General features: G+C 63.7%; 20 protein-coding genes. 19 read left to right on the top strand and 1 reads right to left on the bottom strand.

The window, feature by feature from the left end; all coding sequences use genetic code 11:
- Positions 1 to 136 precede the first annotated feature (136 nt).
- The 19 genes from prfA to ACRQFC_RS00070 all read left to right on the top strand — a co-directional run bounded on the left by prfA (position 137) and on the right by ACRQFC_RS00070 (position 15,453).
- The gene (gene prfA / locus ACRQFC_RS00160; RefSeq protein ID WP_435734621.1) at positions 137 to 1,243 is read left to right on the top strand and encodes a peptide chain release factor 1; all 1,107 of its coding nucleotides are present in this window, start codon (positions 137 to 139) and stop codon (positions 1,241 to 1,243) included.
- Positions 1,244 to 1,267: 24 nt separating this feature from the next.
- Positions 1,268 to 2,185, top strand: a complete 918-nt coding sequence (prmC, locus tag ACRQFC_RS00155; protein ID WP_435713411.1) for a peptide chain release factor N(5)-glutamine methyltransferase — start codon at positions 1,268 to 1,270, stop codon at positions 2,183 to 2,185.
- Complete coding sequence (locus tag ACRQFC_RS00150) at positions 2,172 to 2,768, top strand: L-threonylcarbamoyladenylate synthase (protein ID WP_435706284.1); 597 nt, start codon at positions 2,172 to 2,174, stop codon at positions 2,766 to 2,768. Before prmC ends, ACRQFC_RS00150 begins: the two co-directional genes overlap by 14 nt.
- A 163-nt stretch (positions 2,769 to 2,931) precedes the next feature.
- Positions 2,932 to 4,191 carry a glycosyltransferase family 4 protein gene (locus ACRQFC_RS00145; RefSeq protein WP_435706285.1) on the top strand — a complete coding sequence of 420 codons (1,260 nt, stop codon included), beginning with the start codon at positions 2,932 to 2,934 and terminating at the stop codon, positions 4,189 to 4,191.
- Entirely contained in the window at positions 4,188 to 4,640 is a 453-nt protein-coding gene (locus tag ACRQFC_RS00140; RefSeq protein ID WP_435706286.1) for a hypothetical protein, read from the top strand. Before ACRQFC_RS00145 ends, ACRQFC_RS00140 begins: the two co-directional genes overlap by 4 nt.
- A 166-nt stretch (positions 4,641 to 4,806) precedes the next feature.
- The gene (gene atpB, locus ACRQFC_RS00135) at positions 4,807 to 5,625 is read left to right on the top strand and encodes a F0F1 ATP synthase subunit A (RefSeq protein ID WP_435734620.1); all 819 of its coding nucleotides are present in this window, start codon (positions 4,807 to 4,809) and stop codon (positions 5,623 to 5,625) included.
- A 23-nt stretch (positions 5,626 to 5,648) separates the two neighbouring features.
- The gene (gene atpE, locus ACRQFC_RS00130) at positions 5,649 to 5,867 is read left to right on the top strand and encodes an ATP synthase F0 subunit C (RefSeq protein WP_016441730.1); all 219 of its coding nucleotides are present in this window, start codon (positions 5,649 to 5,651) and stop codon (positions 5,865 to 5,867) included.
- Between the two features lie 3 nt (positions 5,868 to 5,870).
- Positions 5,871 to 6,401, top strand: coding sequence for a F0F1 ATP synthase subunit B (atpF, locus tag ACRQFC_RS00125; protein WP_016441729.1), 531 nt, complete (start codon positions 5,871 to 5,873; stop codon positions 6,399 to 6,401).
- A complete protein-coding gene (locus ACRQFC_RS00120) occupies positions 6,401 to 7,240 on the top strand; it encodes a F0F1 ATP synthase subunit delta (RefSeq protein WP_435734619.1) in 840 nt (279 codons plus the stop codon). The genes atpF and ACRQFC_RS00120 overlap by 1 nt, the downstream gene beginning before the upstream one ends.
- A gap of 9 nt (positions 7,241 to 7,249) precedes the next feature.
- Positions 7,250 to 8,875: a F0F1 ATP synthase subunit alpha gene (atpA, locus tag ACRQFC_RS00115; RefSeq protein WP_435706288.1), complete on the top strand. Its 1,626-nt coding sequence runs from the start codon at positions 7,250 to 7,252 to the stop codon at positions 8,873 to 8,875.
- A 3-nt stretch (positions 8,876 to 8,878) separates the two neighbouring features.
- A complete protein-coding gene (locus ACRQFC_RS00110) occupies positions 8,879 to 9,811 on the top strand; it encodes a F0F1 ATP synthase subunit gamma (RefSeq protein WP_026429106.1) in 933 nt (310 codons plus the stop codon).
- 29 nt (positions 9,812 to 9,840) lie between these two features.
- On the top strand, positions 9,841 to 11,301 hold the full coding sequence (gene atpD, locus ACRQFC_RS00105) for a F0F1 ATP synthase subunit beta (protein WP_026429107.1): 1,461 nt from the start codon (positions 9,841 to 9,843) through the stop codon (positions 11,299 to 11,301).
- Positions 11,301 to 11,576, top strand: coding sequence for a F0F1 ATP synthase subunit delta/epsilon (locus ACRQFC_RS00100; RefSeq protein WP_435706289.1), 276 nt, complete (start codon positions 11,301 to 11,303; stop codon positions 11,574 to 11,576). The genes atpD and ACRQFC_RS00100 overlap by 1 nt, the downstream gene beginning before the upstream one ends.
- A gap of 13 nt (positions 11,577 to 11,589) precedes the next feature.
- Entirely contained in the window at positions 11,590 to 11,979 is a 390-nt protein-coding gene (locus ACRQFC_RS00095) for a DUF2550 family protein (RefSeq protein WP_026429109.1), read from the top strand.
- Entirely contained in the window at positions 11,980 to 12,675 is a 696-nt protein-coding gene (gene nucS, locus ACRQFC_RS00090; RefSeq protein ID WP_435706290.1) for an endonuclease NucS, read from the top strand.
- 9 nt (positions 12,676 to 12,684) lie between these two features.
- Entirely contained in the window at positions 12,685 to 13,878 is a 1,194-nt protein-coding gene (locus tag ACRQFC_RS00085; RefSeq protein WP_435713409.1) for an N-acetylglucosamine-6-phosphate deacetylase, read from the top strand.
- Between the two features lie 125 nt (positions 13,879 to 14,003).
- Positions 14,004 to 14,288 carry an Rv1322 family protein gene (locus ACRQFC_RS00080; protein WP_435713408.1) on the top strand — a complete coding sequence of 95 codons (285 nt, stop codon included), beginning with the start codon at positions 14,004 to 14,006 and terminating at the stop codon, positions 14,286 to 14,288.
- A 47-nt stretch (positions 14,289 to 14,335) separates the two neighbouring features.
- Positions 14,336 to 14,605, top strand: coding sequence for a type II toxin-antitoxin system Phd/YefM family antitoxin (locus tag ACRQFC_RS00075; protein ID WP_435713407.1), 270 nt, complete (start codon positions 14,336 to 14,338; stop codon positions 14,603 to 14,605).
- A 71-nt stretch (positions 14,606 to 14,676) separates the two neighbouring features.
- On the top strand, positions 14,677 to 15,453 hold the full coding sequence (locus ACRQFC_RS00070) for an alpha/beta fold hydrolase (RefSeq protein WP_435713406.1): 777 nt from the start codon (positions 14,677 to 14,679) through the stop codon (positions 15,451 to 15,453).
- Between the two features lie 293 nt (positions 15,454 to 15,746).
- On the opposite strand, the gene ACRQFC_RS00065 is transcribed toward ACRQFC_RS00070, so the two are convergent.
- Positions 15,747 to 17,072: a DivIVA domain-containing protein gene (locus ACRQFC_RS00065; protein ID WP_435713405.1), complete on the bottom strand. Its 1,326-nt coding sequence runs from the start codon at positions 17,070 to 17,072 to the stop codon at positions 15,747 to 15,749.
- Positions 17,073 to 17,109: the final 37 nt, after the last annotated feature.

Below are 17,109 nucleotides of genomic sequence, written 5' to 3'. Positions count from 1 at the left end.
GGAGCGTCACCGCAAGGGCGCTCCTTTTCTTTTTGCACGATTTCTTTTTGCAGAATTTGCACGATTGTCGGTAGGTCCGCCACGCACCCGTGGCGGCAGGGCACGCGCCGGGCGCGCGTGAAGAAAGGTCCTCGTTATGGCTGATACACGTCGTGAGGTAGCCGAGCACCATCTCGCTGAATTTGAAAAAATCGAAGCGGATATGGCCAGCCCGGAAGTTCTCTCCTCCCCGGATAAATTGCGTTCCCTCGGGCGGCGCTACGCCGAACTCGGGCGGGTGGTGCGCGTGTACCGGCGTTTCCTGCAAGCCGAACAGGACCTGACCGAAGCCCAGGAGATCATCTCCCTGGGCGGGGAAGATGCCGAACTTTTCCGCCCCGAACTTCCCGGAATGGAAGAACGCTACGAAGCCGCCTCCCAGGAACTCACGGAAGTCCTTATCCCGCGCGATGAGGACGACGCCCGCGATGCCATTATGGAAATCAAAGGCGGGGCCGGCGGGGAAGAATCCGCACTCTTCGCCGGGGACCTGGCCCGCATGTACGAACGCTACGCCACCTCCAAGGGCTGGAGTTGGGAAGTGCTAGGCGCCAACCAAACCGAATTGGGTGGCTACAAGGATCTCGAAGTCGCCATCCGCTCCCGCGGGCAACTCGAGGATCCCTCCGAAGGCGTGTGGGCCCACCTCAAATACGAAGGCGGGGTGCACCGGGTGCAGCGCGTGCCCGTAACCGAATCCCAGGGTCGTATCCAGACCTCCACCGCGGGCGTACTTGTTTTCGCGGAAGTGGATGACCCGGGCGAAGTGGAAATCGCCGCTAATGATCTGCGCATCGACGTGTACCGTTCCTCCGGGCCGGGCGGGCAGTCGGTGAACACCACCGATTCGGCGGTGCGTATCACCCACCTTCCCACCGGGATCGTGGTCTCCATGCAGGACGAAAAATCGCAGATCCAGAATCGCGAATCGGCCATGCGGGTGCTGCGCGCCCGGCTGCGCCAGCTCCAGCTCGATCAGCAGGCCGCCGAAAACGCGGAACTGCGCCATTCCCAGGTGCGTACCCTGGATCGCTCCGAGCGCATCCGCACCTACAACTTCCCGGAAAATCGTATTTCCGATCACCGCACCGGCTACAAGGCCCACAACCTCGACGCGGTCCTGGACGGCGATCTGGATGCGGTCATCGATTCGGCCCGGATTATGGACGAAGCGGCCCGCATGGAAGCCGCGGAAGAAAAGTAGAAAAGTAGAAAGTAGCCGAGCGCTATGACCACCTGGGCGGACTTGCTGACCGGTGCCACCGCGCAGCTCACCGCGGCCGGGGTGGATTCACCCGCCGCGGATGCCCGGTGGCTGGCTGAAGCGGTGGCGGGCAAGCGCCCCTATCCGCGTGATACCCCGCCGCCCGCGCAGCGCGAACTTTTCGCGGCCTACCTGGCCCGCCGCGCCGCGCGCGAACCGCTCCAGCACATCACCGGGCGGATGTACTTCCGCTACCTCGAGCTTGTTTCCACGCCGGACGCGCTGATTGTGCGCCCGGAAACCGAAATCGTGGCCGAATGCGCTATTGAGCACGTGCGTGCCTGCGTGGCCGCGCAAAGCCGCGGGAACGCCGCGTCTCTCAAGAACGACGACGCAGCGGCGGCGCGCTCCCGCGCCGCCGATACAGCCGCAGGCCCCCTCGTTGTCGATCTGGGTACCGGCAGCGGGGCCATTGCCCTGAGTATCGCTACCGAAGTTCCCGCCGCCCGGGTGATCGGCGTCGACGCAGATCCCCAGGCCCTGAAATTAGCTGCCACCAATAATGCCCGCTACGGTTCGCCCGTCACTTTTCTCCACCACGATGTAGCCGAGCCGCTCCCGGAACTGGACCACGCGGCGAGCGTCGTCGTCGCTAATCCTCCCTATATTCCACCCGATACGCCGGTGAGCGCGGAAGTGCGTGCCGATCCGGCGCGGGCCCTGTGGGGCGGGGGAGCGGAGGGCCTGGACCTGCCCAAGCTTTTCGTGGCGCGCGCGGCGCAGCTGCTGCGGGGCGGGGGTATCCTCGTTCTCGAACACGCGGAGACGCAAAGCGCGGCCCTGCGCGAATATGCCCGCAGCCTCGGTTTCACCCGGGCCGAAACCGGCCGGGACCTGGCCGGGCGGGAACGTTTTTTGGAGGCAGAATATGGACACATGTGATGCCGCGGTAGCCGCCCTCGCGCGCGGCGAGCTCGTGGTGCTCCCCACCGATACCGTATACGGCCTGGGCGCGGATGCCTTTTCGCGCGCGGCCGTGACCCGGCTCCTCACCGCAAAGGGACGCGGGCGCGATAAACCGTCCCCGGTTCTTGTTGCCTCGATGGACGACGCCGCCCGCCTGACCTCCAGTATCCCGGCCGGCGCTCGCGCGCTCGCCGCGGCGTACTGGCCCGGGGCACTCACCCTCATCCTCCCCGCGAACGAAAGTATCGGCTGGGACCTGGGCGAAACCCACGGTACCGTGGCCCTGCGCATGCCCGACCATCCGCTCGCCCTGGAGCTGCTACGCCGCACCGGGCCGCTGGCGGTTTCCTCCGCGAACCTCACCGAGCACGCCCCGGCGCGCACGGCCGCGCAGGCCCGCGAGCAGCTCGGCGAGAAAGTCGCGGTGTACCTGGACGGCGGCACCGCACCGGGCGGGGTACCCTCCACAATTGTGAGTTTTGCGGGCGAGCGCGCCCAGATCCTGCGCCACGGCGCGATTTCGGACGAGGATATTGCCGCGGTGGTGCCGCTGGGCTGAAGCGGATCGGCAGCGCCGTGCTGAAGCGCGGGCCGACACGGGACCAAGCACCACGACGGTACTGGACTGAAGCGCGGACCGGGCCGGCTAGACTGAACGGCAGCGGCCAACCGCAACTCGCGGCGGCCAACCGCAACTCGCAGCGGCAAGGTAAGGAGAGGGCATGCGCGTCTACCTGCTCATGATGGTGCTCAGCTGCGCCATCACCTACTTCCTGGTCCCCGCGATTCTGCGGCTGGCACTGCGGGTAGGGGCGATGACGCAGGTACGCGAACGCGATATCCACACCGTCCCCATCCCGCGCCTGGGCGGCGTGGCCATGTTCCTCGGCTTTTCGGCCTCCTTCGCCATCGCATCTCAGATCCCCTACCTGCACCGGGTGCTCGGCCCCGCCTCCCAAGCCTGGGCAATCTGGCTGGGCGCCGGGCTTATGTGCCTGGTGGGCGCCATCGACGACATCTGGGAACTGGATTGGATGACGAAACTGGCCGGCGAAGTGCTGGCCGCCGGGGTGATGGCCTGGCAGGGCGTCCAATTCGTGACGCTGCCCTTCATGGGCCTGACCGTGGGCTCCACCCGCCTCTCCATTTTCTTCACCATCCTCATGGTGGTCATCACGGTCAATGCCGTGAATTTTATGGACGGACTGGACGGGCTCGCCGCCGGGATCGTCGGGATCGCCTCCCTGGCCTTCTTTATTTATTCCTATATTCTTACCCGCAATGCCACCCCGGGGGATTACACCTCGGTGGCCTGCGCGGCCGCGGCCGCCACGGTGGGGATGTGCGCGGGCATTTTGCCGCATAATTTCCATCCCGCTCGTATCTTTATGGGTGATTCGGGGGCACTCATGCTCGGCATGGTGCTGGCTGCCTCCGCCATCCAGGTCACCGGGCAGATCGACCCGCAATCCACCTCCCTCGGCTACGCACTCCCCGCGTATTTGCCGCTGTTACTGGCCCTCGCCGTGGTGGTGCTACCGCTCTCCGATTTCATCTGGGCTGTTACCCGCCGCCTCGCCCGCGGGCAATCCCCCTTCCACGCCGACGCCGGCCACCTCCACCACCGCCTGCTGCGCCTGGGCCATTCCCATACCGGTACCGTGCTCATCCTGTACCTATGGACGGCCATTTTCTCCTTCACCTGCATTCTGCTGATTGTGCTTCCGGCCCGGCACGTCGCCCTCATTGGCGCGGCCGGGGTGGTGCTCGGTTGCGTGGTTACCTTCGGAATGTTCGGGCGACGGCGCAGCTCGGCCGCGCGCGGGGAGCGCATTCCGGATGAGAACGCCGGCGATGCGCCCATGTCCGAAGTTGAGCTGGAACGGGAAGCGGTGCAGGTTCCGGAAATTGGGCTGCCGGCATTGGAAACGCTGCCGGCATCGGAAACAGAGCCCGCGCGGAAAGCTGAGGAGACACCATGAGGGCCCAATCCAGCCGGCCGGCCGCCCCGGGCGGAGGCGCCGCGCGCTTGCTCTACCGCGCCCAACTGAGCGCCACGCTCGGATGCGTCGTCGTCGGAATAATAGGGGCGGCAGGATGCCTGCTTGCCGGTCAAGCCGAGCACGCTCGTGCCGTGGGCTGGGCCACCCTCATCGCGCTGGTACTCCAGGCGATCAGCTGGGCCAGTGCGCGCTATCTGCCCGGCGGGGCCGGATGGGCCCTGGGCGGCTACGCGGTCAAACTCGCGGTGGTGCTCGGCGGACTCGGAGCCTGGCGCGCCCTCACCGGCGCCTCGGTGGGAACCGCGGCGCTGGCACTGGCCGGGCTGATTATCTGCGCGCTCGCGGTGCAATCCTGGGTGGTGCTGCGCGCTGATCTTCGCGTTGATAGTCGCGTTGATAGTCGCACTGATCTGCGCACCGGGCGCTAAGTCCTAGCCAGGAACGAGCCATAAGAGTAACGTAGGACACTGCTCACGGCGGGAAAGTTCAAGGCCGCGCGGTGATGACAATTGTGATTTCCACGCTAAGATAGGTTAGCAGTGCCGTTCAGGCGGGGTTCCCGCCGCGGAAAGATTCGATGGAGAGGGTGAGCGCATGGCAGTCGGTTCGTTCGCGAATCTGAGCATGCTCGGCCTGCCGATGGAGAACGACGGGTTCCACGCCCCGGGAGTTGAGGAATTCTTCCCCGCCCCCATCTTCTTCGCCGGCACGCCATTTGAGATGAATCGCGTGATGGTGATTCGTCTTCTTGCGGCTTTAGTTCTTCTGGTTTTCTGCGTTATCTATGCCAAGCGCGCCAAGCTCATTCCGGGTCGTGCGCAGGCTGCGATGGAATCCCTGCTGGACTTCTCGCGGGTGCAGATCGGTGAAGAAATTCTTGAAGGGCAGGCACGGAAGTACCAGCCCCTGCTCGCCACCGTTTTCCTCGGTACTCTCTTTATGAACCTGACCGGCGTTATCCCGGGCTTGCAGCTCGCGGGTACGTCGGTTATTGGTATGCCGCTCATTTACGCCGTGGTGGCGTACGTGGCTTTCATTATTGCGGGTATGAAAGAACGCGGGGCGGGTACCTTCTTCAAGGAACAACTCTTCCCGCCCGGGGTGCCCTGGCCGATTTACATCATCATGACGCCCATTGAGTTGCTTTCTACCTTCATTATTCGGCCCGTCACCCTGACGGTTCGTCTCTTGGCCAATATGCTTTCCGGGCATATGCTGCTCGTGCTCTGCTTCCTGGGCACCCACGCGCTCTACTTCTCCATGGGCGGGGGCCTCGGTATCGGCCTGGGTACGGTCACCCTGGTGGCAGGTATCCTCTTCACCGTCTTTGAACTTTTCGTGGCGTGCCTGCAGGCGTATATCTTCGCCCTGCTCACCGCCGCGTATATCCAACTTTCTATTTCCGCCCACTAAAACAACAAGAAAAGGACAATCCCATGACTGGATCTGCAGCAGTTCTCGCGACCATCGGTTACGGTCTCGCGGCTATCGGCCCCGGCATCGGCGTCGGCCTCATCGGTGCGAAGAACCAGGAAGCTACCGCACGCCAGCCCGAGATCCGCGGCTACCTGCGTGTCAATATGTTCCTGTCCATCGCCTTTACCGAAGCACTCGGCCTGATCGGCTTCGCCGCGGGCTTCGTGTTCGGAGCTTAAGCAATGTATCTCGCTGAAGAACACAGTGTTATCATTCCGGCCATTCCGGATCTGCTGTGGGGCACGGTATCTTTCCTCATCGTCGCCATCGCGGTGTATAAATTCGCCTGGCCGACGCTGACGAAGATGCTTGATGAGCGGCGGGAGAAAATCGAAGAAGGTTTGCTCGCTGCCGAGCGCGCCCGCGAGGAAGTGGCTCAAGAACGTGCCACCATCCAGTCCGAAAAGGACGCCGCGGTGCGCGAAGCCGCGGATATCCGCGCCCAGGCACAGTCCAATGCCTCCGATATTATCGAGCGTGCACGCCGGGAAGCCGGCGAAGAAGCGCGGCGCATTTCCGCCGCGGCTCAGGTTCAGATTAAGGCTGATACCGACGCCGCCGCGCGGATTCTCCGCGCGGATCTGGGCACTATGGCTTCGCAGCTGGCCGGTCGTATCGTGGGTGAGCAGATTCGCCTCGATCCGAGTGTGAATCAGGGCGTCGTCGATTCGTTCCTCGATAATCTCGAGGAGCAGGCGCGAACGGGGGCGTAATGCGGTCCACGAGTAAGCAATCCGCCGCCGCGGTCACCGCCGAGTGGGACGCCCTGCTTCAGGAATATCCCGGCCAGGAAATTGACTTGGCGCGCGAACTTTTCGCCGCTGCAGACGCCATCAATGCCTCCCCTTCCCTGCGTGGAACCCTCGCGGATACCACCCGGGCTGGTGTGGCACGGGAAAGCCTGGCAGGTGCCATTTTCGCCGCCCACGTGAGCGCACCGGTTCTTACGGTGCTGCGCGCGGTAGCGGGGCGGACGTGGACGGAGGACGCTGATCTCGTCACGACCGTGGATACCCTCGGCGCACACGCTGTATTGGTCCGGGCGCGTGGCGCCGGGGTGCTCTCCGGCGTCGAAGATGAGCTCTACCAGCTTATGCGTACCCTTAAAGAAACTCCCGATCTGCGCATCACGCTCTCCCGCGAGGAATACTCCGCGGAGGAACGCGGGGCGCTCTTTGATCGCGTGGTTCCGAATATCCGGGAGGAAACCCGGGTGCTGGCACATCGCGCCCTGGCGCGGGTGCGGGAAGCAACCCTGGCGGCCTCGCTCATGGAATACGCGGCTCAGGCAGCTGAGCTGGGTGAAGTTTCCGGAGTATCGGTGCTGGTAGCCCAACCGCTCACGGCAACGCAAGAAGAACGCCTCCAGCGCGCCCTGACCGCGATGTACGGAACCGAAGTTTCCATTCACGTCTCGGTGGATCCGGCTGTGGTGGGCGGTATGCGCATCCAGCACGGTTCGGATGTTATTGACGCGACGCTGCAGTCCAGAATTAAAGATGTACGCGATAAAGTCGCGGTCATGCCGGCGGCACCGGCGAGCAACAGGTAAGGAAAAAGAATGGCTGATCTGACAATCCAGCCCGAAGAGATTCGGGCAGCGCTCGATAACTTCGTGCGTAGCTACACGCCGGAGCAGTCCGAGAGTGAGCAAGTTGGTCACGTCACCATGACGGCGGACGGCATCGCCCGCGTGGCCGGCCTGCCCGGTGCGATGGCTAACGAACTTCTCGTTTTCGAGGATGGCACCCGCGGACTGGCGATGAACCTGGAAGAGCGCGAAATCGGCGTCGTCGTTCTCGGTGACTTCTCCAATATTGAAGAAGGCCAGGAAGTACGCCGCAGCGGTGAGGTGCTCTCCGTCCCGGTGGGCGACGGATACCTCGGCCGCACGGTGGACCCGCTCGGCAAGCCGATTGACGGCCTGGGCGAAATCGAAAATCTCAGCGGCCGGCGCGCCCTGGAGTTGCAGGCTCCCGGCGTAATGATGCGCAAGTCGGTGCACGAACCGCTGGAAACCGGTATCAAGGCTATTGACTCGATGACCCCGATCGGGCGCGGCCAGCGCCAGCTCATCATCGGGGACCGCCAGACCGGTAAAACCGCCCTCGCGATTGACACCATCCTCAACCAGCGCAAGAACTGGGAAACCGGGGATCCGTCCAAGCAGGTGCGCTGCATTTACGTGGCCATCGGCCAGAAGGGTTCCACCATCGCTTCGGTGCGCGGCACCCTGGCCCGCTACGGGGCGCTGGAATACACCACCATCGTGGCCTCTCCGGCATCCGATCCGGCTGGCTTCAAGTACCTGGCGCCCTACACCGGTTCGGCCATCGGCCAGCACTGGATGTACGAAGGCAAGCACGTGCTCATCGTCTTCGATGACCTCTCCAAGCAGGCCGAAGCTTACCGAGCGGTGTCCTTGCTGCTGCGCCGCCCGCCGGGGCGTGAAGCCTACCCGGGCGACGTGTTCTACCTGCATTCGCGCCTGCTGGAACGCTGCGCGAAGCTCTCCGATGAGCTGGGCGGGGGCTCCATGACCGGCCTTCCCATCGTGGAAACCAAGGCGAATGACGTCTCGGCCTACATTCCGACCAACGTTATTTCCATTACCGACGGTCAGATCTTCTTGCAGTCCGACCTCTTCAACTCCAACCAGCGCCCGGCCGTGGACGTGGGTATTTCGGTATCCCGCGTGGGCGGCGACGCGCAGATCAAGGCCATGAAGAAGGTTGCCGGTACCCTGAAGATCACCCTGGCGCAGTACCGCTCCCAGGCGGCCTTCGCGATGTTCGCTTCCGATCTTGACCCGGCCACCCGCCAGCAGCTCACCCGCGGTGAGCGCCTCATGGAGCTGCTCAAGCAGCCGCAGTACACCCCGTACCCCATTGAGGAACAGGTTGTTTCGGTGTGGGCCGGCTCGAAGGGATATCTTGATGATGTCCCGGTGGAGAAGGTGCACGATTGGGAAGCCCGCATGCTTGACTACGTGCGGCACAACTCCTCGGTGCTGGAAACCATTGCCTCCACCGGTGAGATGGATAAGGACCTCGAAGCCGAACTGGAAGCCACGGTCAGCGCCTTCACGGAGTCCTACCGCACCGCCGAAAACCTGCCCGCGGGCGGGGAAGAGGATATCCCGGCCGAGCAGGCCCGTGAAACTCTCGCGCGGCCGACGAAGGGTTAATCGATGGCCGGCGAACAGAGGATTTACAAGAGCAAAATTCGGGCGACGAGCACCTTGCAGAAGGTGTTCCGCGCGATGGAGCTCATTGCGGCCTCGCGTATCGGCTCGGCGCGCCGGGAGGCGCAGGAACTGGACCCCTACGCGCGGGCGGTAACCCGCGCGCTCGGGCTGGTGGGGCGCCATGATTTTGATGCCCAGCACCCGCTGATGCGCGAGCGCACCGATACCAATCGGGTGGCGGTACTCGTGGTGACCTCCGACCGCGGCATGGCGGGAGCCTATTCCGCCAATGTGCTGCGCGAAGCGGAACGCACCGTGGAGAATCTGCGCGCCGAAGGTAAGGATCCGGTGCTGTACGTGACCGGCCGGCGCGGCCTGCAGTACTTCAAATTCCGCGGGGTGAATATCGCCGGGGAGTGGAGCGGCACCTCGGATAAGCCCGATCCGGAGCAATCCGATGAAATCGCGCGCACCCTCCTCGATGCTTTCACCGCCCCGCCGGAAGAAGGCGGCGTCGCCGAAGTACATGTGGTCTACACCCGCTTCGAATCGATGGTGAGCCAGGTGGTGCAGGTGCGCCATATGCTTCCGCTCGCCATCGTGGACTACGGTGAAGGCGATCTGGAGGATACCGGATCGGAATTCTCGGGCGGCGGGACGGAAGAAACCGAACCGCTCTACGATTTCGAACCTTCGGCACACGACGTTTTCGAAGCGCTCGTGCCCATGTATGTTCGCAAACGTATCTCCTCGATTCTTCTCATGGCAGCGGCCTCCGAACTCGCCTCGCGCCAGCAGGCGATGCACGCGGCCACCGATAACGCCGCCGAACTCATCGAGAAGTACACCCGGCTCGCCAATAACGCGCGCCAGGCTGAGATCACCACCGAGATCACTGAAATCGTCTCCGGTGCCGATGCACTAAGTAACGGATAACGCGCTTCGTAACGGATAAGGAACACACTATGACTGCACAACTAGAGGAGCAGACCGCGGACCTGGCCACAACCGGCCGGATTACGCAGGTCATTGGCGCCGTCGTCGACGTCGAATTTCCGTCCGACGCGCTTCCCGATATCAATAATGCCCTGAAAACCACGGCCACCCTCCCCGCCGGTGACGGAAGCGTCATCCAGCAGGAGATGGTCCTGGAAGTGGCCCAGCACCTGGGCGATAACGTGGTGCGCACCATCGCGATGAAACCGACGGATGGCCTGGTGCGCGGCGCCGTCGTTATCGATACCGGTGCCCCCATCACCGTTCCGGTCGGGGACGTTACCCGCGGGCACGTCTTCAACGTCGTGGGCGAACCGCTCAACGTTTCCCCCGATGAGATCGACGTGAAGGAACGCTGGTCGATTCACCGCCAGGCTCCCGCCTTCGATGAACTCGAGCCGGAAACCCAGATGTTCCAGACCGGCCTCAAGGTTATCGACCTGCTCACCCCGTACGTGCAGGGTGGCAAGATCGGCCTCTTCGGCGGCGCGGGCGTGGGTAAAACGGTGCTCATTCAGGAAATGATCCAGCGCGTGGCCCTCGACCACGATGGCGTTTCCGTATTCGCCGGGGTGGGCGAACGTACCCGTGAAGGTAACGACCTCATCCACGAAATGGACGAAGCCGGGGTGCTTGATAAGACGGCCCTCGTCTTCGGCCAGATGGACGAGCCGCCGGGGGTGCGCCTGCGCATCGCCCTGTCCGGCCTGACGATGGCGGAGTACTTCCGCGATGTCGCCAACCAGGACGTGCTGCTCTTCATCGATAACATCTTCCGCTTCACCCAGGCCGGTTCGGAAGTATCCACCCTGCTCGGGCGCATGCCTTCCGCGGTGGGCTACCAGCCCACCCTGGCTGATGAAATGGGTGCGCTCCAGGAACGTATTACCTCCACGCGCGGGCATTCCATTACCTCGCTACAGGCTATTTACGTTCCCGCGGACGATTACACCGACCCGGCACCGGCAACCACCTTCGCCCATCTGGATGCAACCACCGAACTCTCGCGTGATATTGCCTCCATGGGCATTTACCCGGCCGTGGATCCCCTCGCCTCAACCTCGCGTATTCTGGACCCGCAGATCGTGGGCCAGCAGCATTACGAGGTCGCGACCCGCGTCAAGGCGATCCTCCAGAAGAACCGCGAACTTCAGGACATCATCTCCATCCTCGGTGTGGATGAACTCTCCGAAGAAGACCGCCTGACCGTCGCCCGCGCGCGCCGGATCCAGCAGTTCCTCTCGCAGAATATGTACACCGCGGTGAAGTTCACCGGCGTGGAAGGCTCCACCGTTCCGGTTGCGGAAACCGTTGAAGCGTTCCGCCGTATTTGCGACGGCGAATACGACCACGTCCCCGAGCAGGCCTTCTTCAATATTGGCGGCATCGAGGATCTGGAACGCAAGTACCACGAACTGCGGAGCGAATAATGCTGGACGTTGAGATCGTTTCCCAGCGGGAGCTGGCGTGGCGCGGGAATGCCGAATCGGTGACCGCGCCCGGCACCGAAGGCTCGGTGGGTATCCTCACGGACCACACCCCGCTCGTTGCCCTCCTCACGGAAGGTAACGTCGAGGTGCGCGGCTGCGAGGACGGACGTGATCGCAGCTTCACGATGTCCGGCTCCGGCTTCCTCACGGTGACCGCCAACCAGGTCATCGTGGTGGCCGATTCGGTCAGCGAGCAGTCGGTCAACGGGCAGTAGGCGGAGAGCGCGAATGAGCTGGCAAAGCGTAGCACTGATCGTCGTGCTGGTTCTCCTCGCGCTCCTCATCTACTTCCTGGCGCGGGTCCGCTACCTCTTCAACCAGTGGGGCTCCTCCCAGGCCGCGGTGCGCCGCCAGCATCGCTGGCATACCGGGGTGGTGTTTTTCCGCACCGATGCGCTGGAGTGGTTCCGGGTGGCATCCTTATCCTGGCGCCCGGCGTTGCGCCTGGACCGGCGTTCCCTGAGCATCAACCTGGTTAAAGTGCGTGATGATATCGCCACCGCCCGGGTGGGGGATGCTCATACAGAAATTGATATGGCCATGAGCTGCCAGGCGCATACCGCGCTGGTGGCGTGGGCGGATTCGGCCCCGCCCCGGGGAGATTGGGTGTTGTTCTAGATGCGCGTTGTTTTTGCTACCTGTTCGGTGGATTACTCCGGACGCCTGGACGCGCATCTCGAACCGGCCACCCGGCTCCTCATGGTCAAAGCCGATGGCTCCGTGCTAGTCCACGCGGATACCGGCTCCTATAAGCCCCTCAACTGGATGATGGGCCCCACGCTCTTCACCGAAGAAGAACCGAGCGCGGCGGAGCGCGAGGCGGGCGTGCGCACTATCTGGAATGTGGAGCACAAGAAAACCGACGACCGCCTGGTCATCCGCATTTACGAGGTCTTTTCTGATTACGAACAGGATCTCGGGGAAGATCCCGGGCTCGTCAAAGACGGCGTGGAAGCGCATCTGCAAAAACTGCTGGCCGAACAGGTGGAACGTATCGCCCCGCATGCCAGCTTGGTGCGCCGCGAGTACCCCACCGCCATCGGCCCGGTGGACCTCATGGTGCGCGACGGCGAGGGCGGCTATATCGCCGTCGAAATTAAACGCCGCGGGGAAATTGACGGGGTCGAACAGCTCACCCGCTACCTCGATTTGCTGCGCCGCGACCCCCTCCTCAATCCGCTCCGCGGCATTTTCGCGGCCCAGGAAATCAAACCGCAGGCCCGTGTGCTGGCCGAAGACCGCGGCATTGACTGTATGATCTTGAACTACGACGATATGCGTGGCATAGACCACCCGGAGGATCGACTGTTTTAGGACGGGATAATGGGGTTCTTATACGGCCGGGCAGCGTTGCCCGGCGGCGTGCGCGAATGCGATATCGCGTGGGACAACGGAGTTTTCACGCGGATAACGCCCAGCGAAACGCGAACACATACAACTACTAAGAACGACGACGCAGCTCCTGGCGGTGAGCTCCCGGACGGGTGGTTGATCCTGCCCGGGCTTGTCGATGAGCACTGCCACGGCGGGGGAGGAGCCTCCTTCCCGGATGCGGAGGATAGCGCGGAGGTAGCGCAGGCGGCCGGCGAGCACCTGGCCCACGGCACCACCTCCGTAGCCGCGGCCCTGACCACCCTGAGCGTGGAGCGTATGGAAGCCGGGGCGAGCCTCATGGCCGACGCGGTCGAGGATGGCACCCTGGCCGCGATCCTTATCGAGGGCCCTTTCCTTTCCAGCGAGCGGGCCGGGGCTCAGAACCCGGCCTACCTGGAAGCTCCGAGCGTAGAGATCGCCACCCGGCTCCTCGATGCGGCCCGCGGGCACGCCTGGGGGATGACGCTCGCCCCCGAACTTTCGGGGGCGAGCGAGGTGGTGGACCTCCTGCTCGAGCGCGGTGTGGTGCCTACCTGGGGGCATACCCACGCGGAGGCCGGCCCGGCGCGTGAGCTTCAGGAACGGGCGGTGGCGGGCGGGGCCATCCCGGTGGCCACCCACCTGTTTAATGCCATGCGCGAATTGCGTCACCGCGCGCCCGGCCCGGTGGCCGAGTATTTAGCTGCCGCGCGCCGCGGCAGCTGCGTCGTCGAACTTATCGGAGACGGCGTTCATATTAGCTCTGAGCTGGTGCGCAACGTGGTCGAAATCGTGGGCCCGGAAAATATCGCGCTCATTACCGACGCGATGGCGGCGGCCGGCATGGCGGATGGCACCTATGAGCTGGGCGGGCTGCGCGTGCACGTGACCGACGGGCAGGCGCGGCTACGCGGGGGCAATCTCGCGGGCGGTACCTCGCATCTTCTTGATATTGTGCGCACCGTGGTCGGTGCGGGGGTTGAGTTGAACGACGCCGTCACCATGGCGAGCGCCACTCCGGCCCGCGTGATGGGCTTGGATGATCGCGGGGCGCTCGAAGTGGGCAAACGCGCGGATCTGCTGGTGGTGGATGAGGAGCTGCGCCCGCGGCGGGTCTACCGCGCTGGGAAGCTGGTCGCGCAGGACGGCAAGCTGGTGGCATAGCGGGCGTGCGCATCTGTAGTGCAGTGTGCGCATGCATAGTCCGGCGCGTGCATAGGTAGCTTGGCGGCCGCGGCGTCGCACGGCGTGCTAGTGGACTCCGCGCGCCAAGCGGCTACCATGGAAGAATGCGCCGGTCGAAAAAGTACTCCCGTCCCGTTCGCCCGCTGAATATCAGCGCGGCGATGGGTGGGCTGCGCTATGAGAACGGCCGCGATGGCGCCACCTACAAGGTGCGGCGCATCGCCAGCGCCGCGAAGGACTACGTGTGCCCGGGCTGCGGCGGGATTATCCGGATTGGTGAACCCAATATTGTGGCGTGGACGGAGGACACCATTTGGGGCGCCCAAGCTGGGGTGGATGCGCGCCGCCACTGGCATCCGGGCTGCTGGCAGCACCGCGGCCGCGCCTAACCGGATTCCCATTGTGTGACCGGCGCAAGTAGTTTTATATTTGCTTTATGGCCATGACCGAGACTCAGGTGAGCACCCGGGAATTACGCGAAAATCTTTCTCAGATTCTTGAAGAAACTACCCGAGATGGAAAGCGCTTCATCATCGCGCACGAAGGTAAAGCTGTTGCCGCTCTCGTCACCATGGACGATCTTCACGCCTTGGAGGAATTCGAGATGGCTCAGGATATCGCTGCCTACGAGCATGCCAAGCGTACTGATGACGGTGTGCGCATGACCCTGGAAGATTTCAAGATCGGTCTCGAGGAAGAGCACTAAAGAAGCCCACCGAGGAACGCCAGGGCCGCCGTACCCGGGTTAAGTTCCGGGAACGGCGTTACAATCGCAGTATGAAACTTGCCACACATATTCACGAAGGTGCGGGTACCCCGCTTGTTCTGCTCCACGCTATGCCGATGACGTCCCGGATGTGGGAGGGCGTGCGCGCTGAGCTTTTGGATCTGCACACGATTGCTATTGATGCCCCCGGTTTCGGGGACTCACCTTCCGGTTCTGAGGTCGACGACGCCGCGGGCGCCACCACGCCACATATCAATTCCTACCTGACCGCCCTCGAAGAAACTTTGGCGGAATACGACTCCATCGTGCTCGCCGGAATTTCCATGGGTGCTACCGTCACGGCTGCTTATGCGCTGCGCAATCCCCAGCAGATCGCTGGGCTGGCGCTGCTGGACGGCTCGATTCTGGGGCCGGAACCCTCGCCCTCCCCGCGAGAAAAGGCCATCGAGAAGCTCGCCTCGGGCCAGAGCTGGGACGTGCTGGCTGGCTGGGTGGATACCATGCTGAGCTCGGCGGCCAGCCCGGAACTCAAGGAGAAGGTTGCCGCCTATTTCAAGACGGTAGATGCCGGGGCTTTCTCCTGGTTGCAGCAGATGATGCTGACCCGCCCGGATACTCGCGGGGTTATGGAGCTGGATGTTCCCATCCTGCTGCTGCGCGGGGTGGATGATCCGAATGCCAAGCACGAAGAATTCGCCCAGCTGCACGAGGTACGCCCGGACCAACCGTTCGTGGAACTTGAGGGTGCCAGCCACTTCTCCGCGGTGGAAAAGCCGCACGAGGTCGCTACCGCGCTGCGCCAGCTCTACGAGGCGGCTACCCGCTAGCCGCTGAAGCGCTCGCGCTAACTGTACTTGAGGGCGTGGCTGGGAGACACGAAAAGTGCTCCGGCCACGCCCTCAAACTATGTCGGCAGGTGCTATGTGGCACGGCTGCACTTCGCGTGAGCTGTGTTTTAGCCCTGAGAGGCCACCATCGTGAGATTAGGGAATCACACGACTCTCAAGAGTCATATGAGTCTCGGCGGGGGCACGAGGTGTTTTCAGAGCTGTAGTGCATATGTCGTACATGCGAAGTACACCTCGGAAAAAACACCCCTGCCCCGGCTCGTGAGAAGACACTACCGGTTGTCAGTGGAATCTCCGTTTTCTTCCCCGGCATCAGATTCCACGGCCGCGGGGGAGTGATCTCCTGCCTGTTCTCCGGCCTGTGCCTCGCCCGCGGAAGGTGCGTCCGTTACGGAAGATTCGCCAGCCCGGGCATCCTGATCGCCAGCCTGACCGGCTTCAGCCGCCTCCGCGGCGGTGCGTTCCTCGGCGCTGCCCACGATTTCATCCAGGGCCAGCGGGATATTCGAGGTGGCCAGCATGGTGCGCATATCCTCCAGGTAGGAGGTGAGGGTGCGCCGCTGCTCCTCCAGGCCCGCCACGTGGGCATCGGCCTGGCGCTGCGATTCCTCGGCGGCCTCGCGCGCTTCCCGCCGCATCCGCTCGGCATCTTCACGCGCCGCGCTCACCAATTCCCGGGCCTCGGTCTGGGCGGCGCTCAGCGCCGCACTCGCCTCAGCTTCCGAGGATGAAGTCAGGGCATTAGCCCGCTTTGTGGCTTCCGCCAGGCGGCGTTCCGCACTGGCGGCCCGAGCCTCGGCGTCGTCGACAAACTTCGCCATGGCCGTACGCGATTCTTCATCGGAACGCGCGCGGGCCGCGGCCGAATCCGCACGCAACTGCGCAACCTCGCGTTCGGCCTCCGCGCGGATCTTCGCGACCTCGGCCTCCGCCTCGCTACGCAAACGCGCCACCTCAGTTTCCGCCTCGGTGCGCAAGTGCGTGACCTCTTCTTCGGCCCGGGTGCGCGCCTGCGCCAATTCCTGGGCGAGGGCCGCGCGCCGCTCCTCTTCCTCATGGGTGAGCCGGGTATTCAGCTCGGCCTCATCGTGGCGCATTTTCGCCTCCAAACGCTCAGCTTCGCGCTGGGCTGAGGTCACCAACTCCTCGGCGGTGCGCCGCGAAGTAGTAGTCAATTCGGTAGCTTCCGCCTCGGCACGCTGGCGCACCTGCGCCGCCTCGGTACGTGAAGAATCCAAAGTTTCCTGGGCTTCTTTTTCCGCAGCGGAGGTGAGATTTTCCGCCTGGGAGCGCGCCCGGGAAACCAGCAACTCCGCATCGGAATTCGCCCGGCTCATCACATCCATCGCCTGCTGTTCCGCCCCGCGCAACAACCGCTCCACCCGGGTGCCCAGCCCCGAATAGGACGGGCGCTCATCCTCGCGCAAACGGCTGTGCAGCTCGGTGAGCTCCCCGGACATGCGCAGCACCTGCGCATCCAAACCCGCTACTCGCGACCGAGCTTCGGCGAGCGCATCCGCCAGCTGGTGAATGCGTTCATCGACCTGAGCTTTGTCGTAACCCCTGCGTACTGTTGGAAACAGTTCAAAATCCGCCATAACACCCTCTCCGCGCGCTGCTGGATAGAAATTGCTG

The sequence above is a fragment of the Actinotignum inguinis genome (genome assembly GCF_051265835.1).
Lineage (GTDB): Bacteria > Actinomycetota > Actinomycetes > Actinomycetales > Actinomycetaceae > Actinotignum > Actinotignum timonense.
This window is presented reverse-complemented; position numbering and strand designations above follow the sequence as displayed.

Excerpts from the sequence above, each read along its gene's own strand:
- atpB (WP_435734620.1), top strand. The coding sequence starts at position 4,807 with ATGGCAGTCGGTTCGTTCGCGAATCTGAGCATGCTCGGCCTGCCGATG.
- ACRQFC_RS00065 (WP_435713405.1), bottom strand. The coding sequence starts at position 17,072 with ATGGCGGATTTTGAACTGTTTCCAACAGTACGCAGGGGTTACGACAAA.
- atpF (WP_016441729.1), top strand. The coding sequence starts at position 5,871 with ATGTATCTCGCTGAAGAACACAGTGTTATCATTCCGGCCATTCCGGAT.
- ACRQFC_RS00100 (WP_435706289.1), top strand. The coding sequence starts at position 11,301 with ATGCTGGACGTTGAGATCGTTTCCCAGCGGGAGCTGGCGTGGCGCGGG.
- ACRQFC_RS00095 (WP_026429109.1), top strand. The coding sequence starts at position 11,590 with ATGAGCTGGCAAAGCGTAGCACTGATCGTCGTGCTGGTTCTCCTCGCG.
- prmC (WP_435713411.1), top strand. The coding sequence starts at position 1,268 with ATGACCACCTGGGCGGACTTGCTGACCGGTGCCACCGCGCAGCTCACC.
- ACRQFC_RS00070 (WP_435713406.1), top strand. The coding sequence starts at position 14,677 with ATGAAACTTGCCACACATATTCACGAAGGTGCGGGTACCCCGCTTGTT.
- atpE (WP_016441730.1), top strand. The coding sequence starts at position 5,649 with ATGACTGGATCTGCAGCAGTTCTCGCGACCATCGGTTACGGTCTCGCG.
- ACRQFC_RS00140 (WP_435706286.1), top strand. The coding sequence starts at position 4,188 with ATGAGGGCCCAATCCAGCCGGCCGGCCGCCCCGGGCGGAGGCGCCGCG.
- nucS (WP_435706290.1), top strand. The coding sequence starts at position 11,980 with ATGCGCGTTGTTTTTGCTACCTGTTCGGTGGATTACTCCGGACGCCTG.
- ACRQFC_RS00110 (WP_026429106.1), top strand. The coding sequence starts at position 8,879 with ATGGCCGGCGAACAGAGGATTTACAAGAGCAAAATTCGGGCGACGAGC.
- atpA (WP_435706288.1), top strand. The coding sequence starts at position 7,250 with ATGGCTGATCTGACAATCCAGCCCGAAGAGATTCGGGCAGCGCTCGAT.
- ACRQFC_RS00085 (WP_435713409.1), top strand. The coding sequence starts at position 12,685 with ATGGGGTTCTTATACGGCCGGGCAGCGTTGCCCGGCGGCGTGCGCGAA.
- ACRQFC_RS00120 (WP_435734619.1), top strand. The coding sequence starts at position 6,401 with ATGCGGTCCACGAGTAAGCAATCCGCCGCCGCGGTCACCGCCGAGTGG.
- ACRQFC_RS00080 (WP_435713408.1), top strand. The coding sequence starts at position 14,004 with ATGCGCCGGTCGAAAAAGTACTCCCGTCCCGTTCGCCCGCTGAATATC.
- atpD (WP_026429107.1), top strand. The coding sequence starts at position 9,841 with ATGACTGCACAACTAGAGGAGCAGACCGCGGACCTGGCCACAACCGGC.
- ACRQFC_RS00150 (WP_435706284.1), top strand. The coding sequence starts at position 2,172 with ATGGACACATGTGATGCCGCGGTAGCCGCCCTCGCGCGCGGCGAGCTC.
- ACRQFC_RS00145 (WP_435706285.1), top strand. The coding sequence starts at position 2,932 with ATGCGCGTCTACCTGCTCATGATGGTGCTCAGCTGCGCCATCACCTAC.
- ACRQFC_RS00075 (WP_435713407.1), top strand. The coding sequence starts at position 14,336 with ATGGCCATGACCGAGACTCAGGTGAGCACCCGGGAATTACGCGAAAAT.
- prfA (WP_435734621.1), top strand. The coding sequence starts at position 137 with ATGGCTGATACACGTCGTGAGGTAGCCGAGCACCATCTCGCTGAATTT.